Source organism: Streptomyces sp. NPDC006733 (assembly GCF_040636125.1).
In the GTDB taxonomy this organism is placed as follows: Bacteria; Actinomycetota; Actinomycetes; order Streptomycetales; family Streptomycetaceae; genus Actinacidiphila.
In genome coordinates, this window is record NZ_JBEYJD010000066.1 from 20,606 (window position 1) to 34,124 (window position 13,519).

General features: G+C 72.7%; 15 protein-coding genes. 12 read left to right on the forward strand and 3 right to left on the reverse strand.

The window, feature by feature from the left end; translation table 11 throughout:
- Positions 1 to 157: 157 nt before the first annotated feature.
- From ABZ721_RS36960 to ABZ721_RS36985, 6 genes are all read left to right on the forward strand, one after another.
- Entirely contained in the window at positions 158 to 919 is a 762-nt protein-coding gene (locus ABZ721_RS36960; protein WP_358793188.1) for a metallophosphoesterase, read from the forward strand.
- 78 nt (positions 920 to 997) lie between these two features.
- Entirely contained in the window at positions 998 to 1,477 is a 480-nt protein-coding gene (locus ABZ721_RS36965; protein ID WP_358793189.1) for an SRPBCC family protein, read from the forward strand.
- A gap of 5 nt (positions 1,478 to 1,482) precedes the next feature.
- Positions 1,483 to 2,673 carry an ArsA-related P-loop ATPase gene (locus tag ABZ721_RS36970; RefSeq protein WP_358793190.1) on the forward strand — a complete coding sequence of 397 codons (1,191 nt, stop codon included), beginning with the start codon at positions 1,483 to 1,485 and terminating at the stop codon, positions 2,671 to 2,673.
- 64 nt (positions 2,674 to 2,737) lie between these two features.
- Positions 2,738 to 3,178, forward strand: a complete 441-nt coding sequence (locus tag ABZ721_RS36975; protein ID WP_358793191.1) for a DUF5304 family protein — start codon at positions 2,738 to 2,740, stop codon at positions 3,176 to 3,178.
- A 55-nt stretch (positions 3,179 to 3,233) separates the two neighbouring features.
- Positions 3,234 to 4,175, forward strand: coding sequence for an ROK family glucokinase (locus ABZ721_RS36980; RefSeq protein ID WP_358793192.1), 942 nt, complete (start codon positions 3,234 to 3,236; stop codon positions 4,173 to 4,175).
- Between the two features lie 4 nt (positions 4,176 to 4,179).
- Positions 4,180 to 4,941 (forward strand): endonuclease/exonuclease/phosphatase family protein, encoded by a 762-nt coding sequence (locus tag ABZ721_RS36985; RefSeq protein WP_358793193.1) that lies wholly within the window; start codon positions 4,180 to 4,182, stop codon positions 4,939 to 4,941.
- Positions 4,942 to 4,995: 54 nt separating this feature from the next.
- Here ABZ721_RS36985 and ABZ721_RS36990 read toward each other — a convergent pair whose 3' ends face one another.
- Positions 4,996 to 5,574, reverse strand: a complete 579-nt coding sequence (locus tag ABZ721_RS36990; protein ID WP_358793194.1) for a hypothetical protein — start codon at positions 5,572 to 5,574, stop codon at positions 4,996 to 4,998.
- Complete coding sequence (locus ABZ721_RS36995; RefSeq protein WP_358793195.1) at positions 5,567 to 6,343, reverse strand: alpha/beta fold hydrolase; 777 nt, start codon at positions 6,341 to 6,343, stop codon at positions 5,567 to 5,569. Before ABZ721_RS36995 ends, ABZ721_RS36990 begins: the two co-directional genes overlap by 8 nt.
- A 150-nt stretch (positions 6,344 to 6,493) precedes the next feature.
- Between ABZ721_RS36995 and ABZ721_RS37000 the strand changes: the two genes are divergently transcribed.
- The 5 genes from ABZ721_RS37000 (at position 6,494) to ABZ721_RS37020 (ending at position 11,194) form a co-directional block, all read left to right on the forward strand.
- Positions 6,494 to 7,261, forward strand: coding sequence for a lysophospholipid acyltransferase family protein (locus tag ABZ721_RS37000; RefSeq protein ID WP_358793196.1), 768 nt, complete (start codon positions 6,494 to 6,496; stop codon positions 7,259 to 7,261).
- Positions 7,262 to 7,293: 32 nt separating this feature from the next.
- On the forward strand, positions 7,294 to 8,535 hold the full coding sequence (locus ABZ721_RS37005; protein WP_358793197.1) for a DUF5931 domain-containing protein: 1,242 nt from the start codon (positions 7,294 to 7,296) through the stop codon (positions 8,533 to 8,535).
- A 68-nt stretch (positions 8,536 to 8,603) separates the two neighbouring features.
- Positions 8,604 to 9,293, forward strand: a complete 690-nt coding sequence (locus ABZ721_RS37010) for a response regulator transcription factor (RefSeq protein WP_358793198.1) — start codon at positions 8,604 to 8,606, stop codon at positions 9,291 to 9,293.
- 112 nt (positions 9,294 to 9,405) lie between these two features.
- The gene (locus ABZ721_RS37015) at positions 9,406 to 10,434 is read left to right on the forward strand and encodes a 6-phosphofructokinase (RefSeq protein WP_358793199.1); all 1,029 of its coding nucleotides are present in this window, start codon (positions 9,406 to 9,408) and stop codon (positions 10,432 to 10,434) included.
- 133 nt (positions 10,435 to 10,567) lie between these two features.
- Positions 10,568 to 11,194, forward strand: coding sequence for a hypothetical protein (locus tag ABZ721_RS37020; protein ID WP_358793200.1), 627 nt, complete (start codon positions 10,568 to 10,570; stop codon positions 11,192 to 11,194).
- Here the strand turns inward: ABZ721_RS37020 and ABZ721_RS37025 are convergent.
- Complete coding sequence (locus ABZ721_RS37025) at positions 11,178 to 13,124, reverse strand: anthranilate synthase family protein (RefSeq protein WP_358793201.1); 1,947 nt, start codon at positions 13,122 to 13,124, stop codon at positions 11,178 to 11,180. The two genes, ABZ721_RS37020 and ABZ721_RS37025, sit on opposite strands and share 17 nt — an antisense overlap.
- Positions 13,125 to 13,380: 256 nt before the next feature.
- Between ABZ721_RS37025 and ABZ721_RS37030 the strand changes: the two genes are divergently transcribed.
- A partial coding sequence (locus ABZ721_RS37030) for a 3-deoxy-7-phosphoheptulonate synthase (RefSeq protein ID WP_358793202.1) occupies positions 13,381 to 13,519 on the forward strand: 139 nt, incomplete at its 3' end.

The following is a 13,519-nucleotide window of genomic DNA, read 5'->3' on the forward strand; positions in this document are numbered from 1 at the left end:
GGACGGCCTGGACGTTACCCACCGGTAAAGCTTTCGCGATAGGGGTGCAGTACAGATGTTTTATGCATCACATACCCAGGAGTGCGGCTGAACCGCTCCGCGAACAGTAGTCCAGGCGCCCGGTAACCCGCAGGTAACCGGCGATAGGCTGACGGCCATGCGGGTCCATGTGGTGAGCGATGTGCACGGTGCGGCGGAGGCCCTGGCCAGAGCGGGGGAGGGCGCGGACGCGCTGATCTGCCTCGGCGACCTCGTCCTCTTCCTGGACTACGCCGACCACTCGCGCGGGATCTTCCCGGATCTGTTCGGCGCGGCGAACGCCTCCCGCATGGTCGCGCTGCGCACTGCCAGGCGCTTCGACGAGGCCCGGGCCCTCGACCGCGAGCTGTGGGAGGGCATCGACCGGCGCGGCGCCATCGAGACCGCCGTGCGGAAGCAGTACGCCGAACTCTTCGCCGCTTTTCCGGCACCGACGTACGCCACGTACGGCAATGTCGACATTCCGGCGCTGTGGTCCGAGTACGCCGCCGACGGCACCACGATCCTGGACGGCACCACCGCCGAGATCGGCGGCCTGGTCTTCGGCTTCGTCGGCGGCGGCCTGCGCACGGCGATGCGCACCCCCTACGAGATCGACGACGCCGAGTACGCGGCCAAGGTCGCCGCCCTCGGGCCGGTCGACGTGCTCTGCTCGCACATCCCGCCCGCGGTCCCCGAGCTCTGCTACGACACCGTCGCCCGCCGCTTCGAACGCGGCAGCGAGGCGCTGCTCGACGCGATCCGCACCACCCGCCCCAAGTACGCGCTCTTCGGCCACGTGCACCAGCCGCTGGTCCCGCGGATGCGGATCGGCAGGACGGAATGCGTCAACGTCGGTCACTTCAACGCCACCCGCAGGCCATGGGCCCTGGAGTGGTGACGGCTGTTCGACCGGCAGGCGGTAGCCTGCACCAGCAGACCCAGACATACGGCGCGAAGTCCCGGAGGGGCCACAGCGATGGCGGAACACACCAAGTCGAGCATCACCATCGAGGCGGCACCGGCGGACGTCATGGGCGTCATCGCCGATTTCACCCGCTACCCGGAGTGGACCGGCGAGGTGAAGGAGGCGGAGATCCTCTCCGCCGACGACCGGGGCCGTGCCGAGCAGGTGCGCCTGCTGCTGGACGCCGGGGCGATCAAGGACGACCACACGCTCGCCTACCGCTGGGTCGGTGACAACGAGGTCCACTGGTCGCTGGTCAAGTCCCAGATGCTCCGCACCCTGGACGGCTCGTACGCCGTCGCCCCGCTGGACGGCGGCGCGCGCACCGAGGTCACGTACCAGCTGACGGTCGACGTCAAGATCCCGATGCTCGGCATGATCAAGCGCAAGGCCGAGAAGGTCATCATCGACCGCGCGCTGGCCGGGCTGAAGAAGCGCGTCGAGTCCGGCCCGCCCGCCGGCGGGTCCGGCACCCCGCTCGACAAGAGCTGAGGGCCGTGCGCACGGTCCTGGTCACCGGCCCCGGTGGTGCGGGTCGCACCACGGTGGCCGCCGCCACGGCGGTGAGCGCGGCCCGCGAGGGCGCCCGCACCCTGCTGCTGACCACGGACCGCGGCGCGTCGCCGGTCGGCGTGCCCGACGGGGACCGGAGCACGGTGCCCGGGCTGCTCGCCCACCGGATCGACACCCAGGCGACCTTCCGGGCCGACGCCCGGGAGGTCCAGTCCCGGCTGGGCTCCCTGCTGGACCTGCTGGGCGCCGACCCGCTGGACCCCGAGGAGCTCACCGAACTCCCCGGCGCGGACGCGCTGGCCCTGCTGCGCGCGCTGCGCGAGTCGGCCGACCCGTCCGCCGGCTGGGACGTGGTCGTCGTCGACCTGCCGGCCACCCAGGCCGCGCTCGCCGCCCTCGCCCTGCCCGAGCAGCTGCGCCGCTACCTGCGCCGGCTCGTACCCGTGCAGCGCCAGGCGGCCAGGGCGCTGCGCCCGGTGCTCGCCCAGCTCGCCGGCGTGCCGATGCCCGCCCAGTGGGCGTACGACGCCGCCGAGCGCGCCGACCGCGGCCTCGCCGCCGCGCAGACCGTGATCGAGGACGCGGGCACGACCGTGCGGCTGGTCGTCGAGCCCGGACGGGCGGCGGCCGACGCGGTCAGGACCGCCCGCACCGGACTGGCGCTCTTCGGGCACCGGCTGGAGGCCGTGGTCGCCAACCGGCTGCTGCCGGAGGACTCGCCCGACCCCTGGCTCGCCGACCTGTCCGGCGCCCAGCGCAAGGAACTCGCCGCGCTGCGGGCCGAATTGACCGGATCCGGTACGGCGGTCCACGAACTGCCGCACCTGGGAAGGGAACCGCACGGCGCCGACGACCTGGTCGCTCTCGCCGCCGTGCCGCCGGGCCCGCCGGCGGAGCCCGGCACGGCGGACGGGCGCGCGGCCGACCCGTGGAGCGTGACCGACCGACTCGGTGACGAGGGACGTTTCCGCTGGCGGCTGCCGCTGCCGGGCGCCACCCGTGAGGGTCTGGGACTGGTCCGCCGGGGTGACGAACTCGTGGTCGACGCCGCCGGGTTCCGGCGGATCCTGCCGCTGCCCTCCGCCCTGCGGCGCTGCACCGTCGACGGCGCGGCGCTGCGCGAAGGGGCGCTCGAGGTCCGCTTCGCGCCGGATCCCGGTCTCTGGCCGCGCTGAACGCCATGCGTCCATTCGGGTACCTTCGGTAGAACAACCCCGGAGCGCCGCGAGGGAGACCGTCATGAGCGAGACCACCGACCGGCCCGACGCCGACGCGTGGGCCAAGGCCAGTGCCGAGGACACGGCCGCCGAGAACGCCCGCCGGCGGGAACAGGCCGGACAGGGTGTCGGCAGCGCCACCGAAGAGCTGCGCCGGCTCGCCGAGGCGGTGACCGAGAAGCTCGCCGAGTTCCGCAACCCGGCGGTGACGATCGCCGCGCAGAGCGTGATCTCGCAGGTCAAGTCGGTGGTGGAGCCCATTCGCGAGCGCAATCCCGAGGTCTTCGAGCACCTGGCGTCGGCCGGGACGGAGCTGCTCGCGGCCTACCGCTCGGCGGTCGCGGGGCACGAGACCCGGTGGACGGCCGGGTCCGCCGGGGATTCAGCGGCCGGACGCCGCGCGCCCGAGACGCCCCCCGCGTCATCCGGGAGTTCATCCAGTGAGCACATCGACCTCGACTGACCTCCCCTCCGGTACGGTTGGCGGAAGCGGGGATCGACCGAAAACTGAGGGACACATGGGACTCACCATCGGCGTCGACATCGGCGGCACCAAGATCGCGGCCGGCGTAGTCGATGAGGACGGCTCGATTCTTGAGACGTGCAAGGTGCCGACCCCGGCGACCCCCGAGGCGGTCGTGGACGCCATCGCGGACGCGGTGCGCACCGTCAGCACCGACCACGAGGTCGAAGCGGTCGGCATCGGCGCGGCCGGATACGTGGACGACAAGCGTGCCACCGTGCTCTTCGCGCCGAACATCAACTGGCGGCACGAAGCGCTCAAGGACAAGGTCGAGCAGCGCGTCGGCCTGCCCGTCATCGTCGAGAACGACGCGAACGCGGCGGCGTGGGGCGAATACAAGTTCGGTGCGGGCCAGGGTCACGACGACGTCGTGTGCATCACCCTCGGCACCGGCCTCGGCGGCGGCATCATCATCGGCGGCAAGCTGCACCGCGGCCGGTTCGGTGTGGCCGGCGAGTTCGGACACGTCCGGATGGTCCCGGACGGACTGCTGTGCGGCTGCGGCAGCCAGGGCTGCTGGGAGCAGTACGCCTCCGGGCGGGCTCTCGTCCGCTACGCGCAGCAGCGCGCGGCGGCGACCCCGGAGAACGCGGAACTGCTGCTCTCCCTCGGCGACGGCACCCCCGAGACCATCGAGGGCAAGCACGTCAGCGAGGCCGCGCGGGGCGGTGACGCGGTAGCGATCGACTCGTTCCGTGAGCTGGCCCGCTGGGCGGGCGCCGGCCTGGCCGACCTGGCCTCGCTCTTCGACCCGTCGGCGTTCATCGTCGGCGGCGGGGTCTCGGACGAGGGCGAGCTGGTGCTCGACCCGATCCGCAAGTCCTTCCGGCGCTGGCTGGTGGGCGGGCAGTACCGCCCGCACGCCCAGGTGCTCGCCGCGCAGCTCGGCGGCAAGGCAGGACTGGTCGGCGCCGCCGACCTGGCCCGGCAGGGCTGACACCGTGCTCGCGGACCTGCCGCCCTCGTCCACCGCGCCGGGTGACTCGGCGGTGGTCCGCGTGCTCAGCTACAACATCCGCTCCATGCGGGACGACAGGGAGGCGCTCGCCCGGGTCATCCGGGCGTGCGCCCCCGACCTCGTCCTCCTGCAGGAGGCGCCGCGCTTCTTCCGCTGGCGCAAGCCCACCGCCTGGCTCGCGCACGCGTGCGACCTGGTGACCGTCACCGGCGGCGCCACCGCCGCGGGACCCATGATCCTCTCCTCGCTGCGCGCGCACGTCGAGCGCACCGAGGACGTCCTGCTGCCGCGCACGCCCGGCCTGCACCAGCGGGGCTTCGCCACCGCCGTCGTGCGGATCGGCGGCGCCCGGCTCTCCGTCCTCAGCTGCCACCTCAGCCTCAGCGCGGCGGAGCGCGACGGGCAGTCCGCGCTGCTCCTGGACCGGCTCGCGGAGATGGGCGAGCCGTACGCCGTGGCCGGCGGCGACCTCAACGACCACCCGGACGGCCGCGCGTTCGGCCGGCTGTCGGCGGAGCTCCAGGACGCCTGGGCGACCAAGCCGTGGGGCGGCGAGAACACCTCGGAGCCGGACAACCCCCACCAGCGCATCGACGCGATCTTCGCGACGCACGGCGTCGAGGTGCTCGGCTGCGGGGTGCCCGTCGGGCTGCCCGGCATCGATCCGGCGGACCTGACCGCCGCCACCGACCACCTGCCGCTGCTGGCCGCGTTCCGGATCCCGGCGGCCGTCCCGGCCGTCTGACGGCCCTCCCGGCCGCGCCGGAAGCGGGGTCGGAGGACCGCCCTCCGCACGCGGTCAGACGACCGCGCCGCCCCCCGGCAGCTCGTCGTCGTCCTCGCCCGTGCGCAGCCGCGTGACGAGCGTGCAGAAGCCGCCGACGAAGCCGCCGACCCCCAGCGTCATGACCCACCAGGTGATCTCCTGCCGGAGCAGGATGAACACGATCAGCAGCAGCGGCCCGCCCAGGACGGCGAGCCAGGCGAACTTGGTCGTGACGTCGGCCTGCGGGAGCGGCGGGGGCTCCGGCGGCACGTAGTGGCCCTCGTCCTCGTCCTCGGCGGCCGTGTAGTCGCGCGGGCCCTTGATCACCGGATGGACGACGATGCTGCGGGTCGGCGGGCCGGAGCCGGCGTCCGCGTCCCCGTTCCCGTCCTCGGCACCGTCCTCGGGCCGGGCGGGCGAGAGGTTCTCGGCGTCGGGCCAGGAACCGGTGCCCGGTTCGGGCTCGTCGTCGAAGCCGGCGACCAGCTCGGCCCAGGCCGCGTCCTCGTCCAGGGGTGGACGGGCCGCCCCCTCGGCGGTGCCGGCGACGGCCGGCTCGGAGACGTCGGGAGCCGTCTCGTCCGGAACCTGCTCCTCCTCGCGCTCAGCCACTGGCGGTCACCTCCTTGTCCACCGCGGGCGCCAGGCGCCGGATGAATCCGTAGGACTCCTCGAAGATCCGTTCCGCGTCGTGGTCCAGCGTCGCCACGTGGTAGCTGCGCTCCAGCACCGTCTCGGTGACGTCGCCCGACGAGACCCGGCTGAGGACGACCGCGCTGTTCGACGGGTGGACCACGTGGTCCACCCGGCTGTGCAGCAGCAGCAACGGCTGCGTGACCTGCGGCAGTCCGGCGCTGACGAGCTTCCAGAAGCGGCTCAGGGAGTGGACGGCGTGCAGCGGCGTCCGGTCGTAGCCGACCTCGGCGCCGCCCTCCTTGGCGATGTCGCTGGTGATGCCCGGCACCGACGGCACCAGGTGGCGCAGCACCGGAACCGCCTTCAGCTGGTGGCTGTCGGCCTTCACCGACGGGTTGACCAGGACGATGCCGCTGATCGCGTGCCCGTGCCGCTCGGCGAGCCGCAGCGCCAGGGCGCCGCCCATCGACATCCCGCAGACGAAGACCTGCGAGCAGCGTGCGGACAACTCGCGCAGCGCGCGGTCGACCTCGGCGTACCAGTCCTGCCAGCCGGTCTGCTGCATGTCCTGCCAGCGGGTGCCGTGACCCGGCAGCAGCGGCACGGAGACGGTCAGGCCGCGGGCGGCCAGATACTCGCCCCAAGGGCGCATGGACTGCGGCGTGCCGGTGAATCCGTGACAGAGCAGGACACCGACGTCGCCACCGTCGTGGCTGTACGGCTCGGCTCCGGGCATGAGCGGCACCGTGGGACTCCTGTTCGCCGCGGGGAGGGTGGCAGGAGTTCAGCGTACGCGGCCCGGATACCCCCCGGTAAGCCCCGCCGCGTGGACGCGGGGAGTGCCGGGGGCGGAACTGGCGTTAAGGTCTTTGCGTCAGCTACAGGAGGTCCTCGGTTGTTCTACGGCGCGATGAAGCTCGCGATCGGCTCGCCGCTCAAGCTCGCCTTCCGCCCCTGGGTGGAAGGCCTCGAGAACATCCCCAAGGAGGGGCCGGCGATCCTGGCCAGCAATCACCTCTCCTTCTCGGACTCCTTCTTCCTTCCCGCGATGCTGGACCGGCCGGTCACCTTCATCGCCAAGGCGGAGTACTTCACCTCGCCCGGCGTGAAGGGGAAGCTGACCGCCGCGTTCTTCAAGGGCGTCGGCCAGCTCCCGGTGGACCGCTCGGGGGCGCGCGGCGCCGGCGAGGCGGCGATCAACAGCGGGATCGCGGTGCTGGACCGCGGTGAGCTGTTCGGCATCTACCCCGAGGGCACCCGCTCGCCCGACGGCCGGCTCTACCGGGGCAAGCCCGGCGGGCTGGCCCGGGTGGCGCTGGCCTCGGGAGCGCCGGTGATCCCCGTCGCGATGATCGACACCGAGAAGGTGCAGCCTCCCGGCAAGGTGCTGCCCAAGGTCTCGGTGCGGCCCGGCATCCGGATCGGCAAGCCGCTCGACTTCAGCCGGTACCACGGCATGGAGGGCGACCGCTTCATCCTGCGCTCGGTGACCGACGAGGTCATGTACGAGATCATGAAGCTGTCCGGCCAGGAGTACGTCGACATCTACGCCACCGCCGCGAAGCGCCAGATCGCGGAGGAGGCCAAGCGCCAGGCCGAGCTGGAGAAGGCCGAGAAGGCGGCGCAGGAGAAGCAGGACAAGGACGGGCCGGCCGGCCCGTAGGAACCGGCTCGGCCTCGGGGGAGGGGGAAGCGATGGCGGCCAAGGCGATCCGGATGTCGGTGGAACAGCCGCTGTGGCAGGCGCTCACCGCCTACCGCGTGCTGACCCTGGCCTACGCGCTCGCGCTCTTCGGCGACGCGTACGGGGAGTACCGCCACCCGCCGGCCGCGGCGGCGTACATGGCGGTGCTGACCGTCTGGACGTTCCTCACCCTGGGCCGGGTGCGCTCCGCGGAGCGGTGCACCAAGCGCTTCCTCGTCGCCGACCTCACCCTCGCGCTGACCGGGATACTGCTCACCCCCGTCATCGACACGCACCTGCGGATCGTCGAGGGCGGCCCGACGCTGCCGTCCATCTGGACGGCGGGCTCGGTGCTCGCCTTCGCGATCAAGGGCGGCTGGCGCTGGGCCGCCGTCGCCTCCACGCTCGTCGGCATCGCCAACGTCGTCGAGCGCGGCGCCTTCGCCCGCGACAGCCTGCACAACGTGCTGCTGGTGTGGGTGGCGAGCATCGCCATCGGCTACGTCGTCGAGGTCGCCCGCGCCAGCGAGCGGACCCTCGCCCGCGCCCTGCAGATCGAGGCGGCCACTCGCGAGCGGGAGCGGCTCGCCCGCGACATCCACGACAACGTGCTCCAGGTGCTCGCCATGGTCCAGCGCCGGGGCAGCGAGGCGGGCGGCGAGGCCGCGGCGCTCGGCCGGATGGCCGGCGAGCAGGAGTCCGCGCTGCGGGCGCTGATCTCCGACGGCTTCGTCCCCGACCCGCGCTCCGCCGAGAACGCCGCCGCGGTCCGCCGCGGCCGGCTGCTCGCGGCGCTGCGCTCGCGCACCGGCGCCGCCGAGGCCGACCAGGAGGCCGCGGACGCGGCGCTCGGCCCCTGCGACGTGCGGGCCCTGCTCACGCCCTACGGCAACTCGCGGGTGACGATCTCGGCCCCGGGCACCCCGGTCCTGGTCGACGCGCACGCCGCCGCCGAACTCGCGGCGGCCGTCGGCGCCGCCCTGGACAACGTCCGTACGCACGCCGGGGAGCAGGCCCACGCCTGGATCCTGCTGGAGGACGAGCCCGACGAGATCCTCGTCAGCGTCCGCGACGACGGCCCCGGCATCCCGGAGGGCCGGCTGGCCGACGCGGAGCACGAGGGCCGCCTCGGGGTCGCCCAGTCCATCCGCGGCCGGCTGCGCGACCTCGGCGGCTCCGCCACCCTCACCACCACCGACGGCCAGGGCGCCGAGGTCGAACTCCGGCTGCCCAAGGTCCGCGCGAACCACTGAACGTCCCGGGCCGGAGCGTTTGTAGAGTTGGCGCCGGTACGGGGATCAGGCCGACGAGAGGCAGTCACATGGTGGGGGACACCCAGCCCGAGCAGGACCACACCGTGAAGGTGATGGTGGTCGACGACCACCCGATGTGGCGGGACGCGGTCGCCCGGGACCTGTCGGAGGCCGGGTACCAGGTGGTCGCGACGGCCGGGGACGGCCCCGAGGCGGTGCGCCGGGCCCGGGCCGCGATGCCCGAGGTCATCGTGCTGGACCTGAACCTGCCGGGGATGTCCGGCGTACAGGTGTGCAAGGAGGCGGTCGCGGACAATCCCGCGCTCCGGGTGCTGGTGCTGTCCGCGAGCGGCGAGCACGAGGACGTGCTGGAGGCCGTGAAGTCCGGCGCCACCGGCTACCTGCTGAAGTCCGCGGGCCGCGACGAACTGGTGGAGGCGGTCCGCAGGACGGCGATCGGCGACCCGGTCTTCACCCCGGGCCTGGCCGGGCTGGTACTGGGCGAGTACCGGCGCCTGGCCTCCGACCCGGTCCCCGCGTCGTCCGACGAGCCCGAGGCGCCGCGGCTGACCGAGCGCGAGACCGAGGTGCTGCGGCTGGTCGCGAAGGGCCTGAGCTACAAGCAGATCGCGGAACGGCTCGTCATCTCGCACCGCACCGTGCAGAACCACGTGCAGAACACCCTCGGCAAGCTGCAGCTGCACAACCGGGTGGAACTGGTGCGCTACGCGATCGAGCGCGGGCTCGACGGCGAGTGACCCGCGAATGACCTGGTTCGCCCCATCCCGCATGTGACCCAAGTCACGCTAGCGTTGCCGGAGTTGGTTCCCCGTAAGGCAATGCAACGCAATGCTGGCGAAGGGAAGAGCTATGCGGGTCGGAGTACTGACCGGTGGTGGTGACTGCCCCGGTCTCAACGCGGTGATCCGGGCGATCGTCCGCAAAGGCGTCCAGGAGTACGGCTACGAGTTCATCGGCTTCCGGGACGGCTGGCGCGGGCCGCTCGAAGGCGACACCGTGCCGCTCGACATACCCGCCGTGCGGGGCATCCTGCCCCGCGGCGGCACCATCCTCGGCTCCTCACGCACCAATCCGCTCAAGATCGAGGGCGGCATCCGCCGGGTCCAGGAGAACCTCGCGGCCTTCGAGGTCGACGCGCTCATCGTGATCGGCGGCGAGGACACCCTGGGGGTGGCCGCGACCCTCTCCGACGAGCACGGCGTCCCGTGCGTCGGCGTTCCCAAGACCATCGACAACGACCTGTCCGCCACCGACTACACCTTCGGCTTCGACACGGCCGTCAACATCGCCACCGAGGCCATCGACCGGCTGCACACGACTGCCGAATCGCACATGCGTGTCCTCGTCGTCGAGGTGATGGGCCGGCACGCCGGCTGGATAGCCCTGCACTCGGGGCTGGCCGGCGGGGCCAACGTCATCCTCATCCCGGAGCAGCGCTTCGACATCGACCAGGTCTGCGGCTGGGTGGAGAGCCGGTTCAAGATCCGTTACGCGCCGATCGTGGTCGTCGCGGAGGGCGCCATGCCCAAGGACGGGGACATGGTGCTCAAGGACGGCACCCTGGACTCGTTCGGCCACGTCAGGCTCTCCGGCGTGGGCGAATGGCTCGCCAAGGAGATCGAGAAGCGCACCGGCAAGGAGGCCCGCACCACGGTGCTCGGGCACGTCCAGCGCGGGGGGACGCCCAGCGCGTTCGACCGCTGGCTGGCCACCCGGTTCGGGCTGCACGCCATCGACGCGGTGCGCGACGGGGACTTCGGGAAGATGGTCGCGCTGCGCGGCACGGACATCGTCCGGGTGCCGATCTCGGAGGCCACCGAGCGGATCAAGACCGTCGATCCGCGGCTCTACACGGAGGCCGGGGTCTTCTTTGGCTGAACCTTGAACATCGCGGGAACATCACTGCTTGCAGCAGACGATCAGTGCGCCTTATTCTCCGTCCACCCGGCTCAGACACAGTCTCGTCCGGCCGCTTCGTTTTTCCCCTTTGAGCACATGAGGAGCGCCCGGTATGACGGGTGTGACGAACAGGTGGCGCACACCTGTACTGGCGGTCGCAGGCGGCACCGCATCGGGCAAGTCAACCCTTGCCGAGGCGCTGTCGCTGCACCATCACGACACCATCGGCCTGATCCATCTCGATGACTACTACGTGCCCGCGCACGACACCGTGCGCGGGGTGCGCACGGTCAGCGCGAGCGGGTCGGAGATCCTCGACTGGAACCATCCCGGCTCGATCGACGAGCTCGCGGTGGTCGCGGCGATCGAGGCCGCGGCCACCTCGGGCCGGCACCGGCTGGTCGTCGTGGAGGGCCTGTTCGCCCTCACCCTGTCCTCGGTCGCCAACCGCGCGACGTGGCGGGTGTACGTGGACACCCCGGACGACATCCGGCTGGCGCGCAAGATCCTCCGCAAGATCGACGTCCAGCGCCAGGACCCGCGGCTGTCGCTGCTGAACTACCTGGAGACCGGGAGGGAGCGGCATGCCGCGCACGTCGCCCCCTCCCGGGCCCTGGCCGACCTGGTGGTCGACGGCACCGCCGACGAGTTCCAGATGATCGCCGCGGTGATGATGCTGGTCGGGCCGGTGCTCGCCGATCCCGTGCTGGACGCCTCGGCGTTCAGCGAGACGGCGTGAGGACGGCGGCCAGCAGCTCCGCCGTGATCGCCGTGCCGTCCAGGGTGAGCACCGACTCGGGGTGGAACTGCACGCCCGCGAACCCCGGGCCGCGCATCGCGTGCACGTCGCCGGTGGCCGGGTCGCGGCTCAGCTCCACGCCGTGGGTGGCGAGCTCCTCGGCCGTCGCGTCGTCGCAGCGCGCCGTGAAGGTGTTGTAGAACCCGACGGTCTCCGGCCGGCCGAAGAAGTCGATGCGCTCCTGGGCGCCCTGGAAGGGGACGTCCTTGCGCACGATGTCCAGCCCCAGCTCCGCCGCCAGCAGCTCCTGGCCCAGGCACACGCCGAGCAGCCCCTGCCGGTGCTCCCTGACCAGGTCGGCGGCGAGGGTGCGCAGGAAGCGCATCTTCGGGTCGCCGGCGTCGGCCGGATTGCCGGGGCCGGGGCCGAGCACGACAGGCCCGTCGTGGGACAGCGCCGCCTCCCGCAGCCCCGGCTCGTCGTAGCGGCGCACGGTCACGTCCAGCCCGGACGAGCGCAGCACGTGGGCGAGCATCGCGGTGAACGTGTCCTCCGCGTCGACCACCAGCGCGTGCGCCCGCACCGCGGGCCGGTCGGCGGGGGACGGCTCGACCTGCATCCGCAGCCAGAACGGCGCCAGGTTCGCCCGCCGGGCGTCCAGCGCGGCCCGCACCCGGATGTCGTCGGCCAGCCGGAACGCGGGGGCCGGCGCGCGCTCGGGCGCCGGCCGCACCCCCAGCGCGGTCAGCACCCCGGCCGCCTTGGCGTGGGTCTCGGCGACCTCGCCGCGCGGGTCGGAGTGCCGGACCAGCGTGGCGCCGACCGGCACCTTCAGCCGCCCGCCGGGGTCGATGTCCGCGGTCCTGATCAGGATCGGCGAGTCCAGCGTCCGGGTGCCGGCCGCGTCCCGGCCGATCAGCGCCAGCGCCCCCGCGTAGTAGCCGCGCCCACCGGGCTCGTGCCGCTCGATGACCCGGCAGGCGTTCTGCACCGGGGAGCCCGTGACGGTCGCGGCGAACATCGTCTCGCGCAGCACGTCCCGCACGTCCATCGTGGTGCGCCCGCGCAGCTCGTACTCGGTGTGCGCCAGGTGCGCCATCTCCTTGAGCCGCGGCCCGACCACGACTCCGCCGAGGTCGCCGACGGTGCACATCATCTTCAGCTCCTCGTCGACCACCATCGTCAGCTCCTCCACCTCCTTGGCGTCGTGCAGGAAGGCGAGCAGCCCCTCGGTGTCCGGCCCGGTGGCGGGGTAGCGGTAGGTGCCGCTGATCGGGTTCATCACCACGGTCCCGCCGGCCATCCGCACGTGCACCTCGGGGCTCGCGCCCACCAGGGTGCGGTCCGGGGTGTGCACGACGTACGTCCAGTACGCGCCGCGCTCGCCGCTGAGCAGCTTGCGGAAGAGGGCGAGCGCGGTGCGCGGCCCGTACCCGGCGATCTCGCCCCGGAAGGTCCGCCGGATCACGAAGTTGGCGCCCTCGCCGCGCCCGATCTCGTCCTCGATCACCCGTTCGACGATCCGGGCGTAGGTCTCGTCGTCCACGTCGAACGCGCCGCCGTCGACCACCACCTCCTCGTCCGGGAGCGCGCCGAGGACGTCCGCCAACGGCAGCTCGTGCGTCTCGTCGGGCCGCAGCACGGTCAGCGGCGTCCCGTCGTCGCGGACGTCGAAGCCGCGCTCGCGGATCTGCCGGAACGGCACCAGCGCGAGCGCGTCCAGCGCCGGGCCGCCCTCCGGCGCGCCGTCCGGCAGGGAGATGTCCGCCAGCAGCCCGGCCTCGGTGACGGGCCCGAGGAGCACTTCGACGAGGTCGGCGTCGCGGCCCGGGGTGCGGCGGCGGAGCAGGGCGAACGGTGGGCAGCCGGGGGAGAGCAGCCGCTCGACGAGGGAGGCGGCGGTGGCTTCGGTGCCGGAGACGGGATGCACGGCGGGTCCTTCCGATGGGGAACAACGGAGGGAGCGGCCCGGGAAACAGAAAAGGCCGCCCCTTGGGCGGCCTTCGCGGTCGGTCGTTACGTACGCGCGATGAGGTGGGCCGCCGGGAGAGCGGGCCACCACCAGTTGGTGTGCTGTTGCGCGAACATGTGCGGAACCCTAGCGCACGGGGGCCCGCGCAGTGGGGCTCGTCTCATCCAATGGGCGGTGTCGGATTCCGCCGGTCGTCACCCCGTAGGCTGGTCGCGTGACCGTGACAGCTAACCCCGCAGCCGGTGGAAACACCTGGCAATCCCTTCCCGCGGCGCAGCAGCCCGAGTACCCCGACTCTGAGGCGTTGCGCACTGTGCTCGCGGAGCTTCAGTCGTATCCGCCGCTGGTGTTCG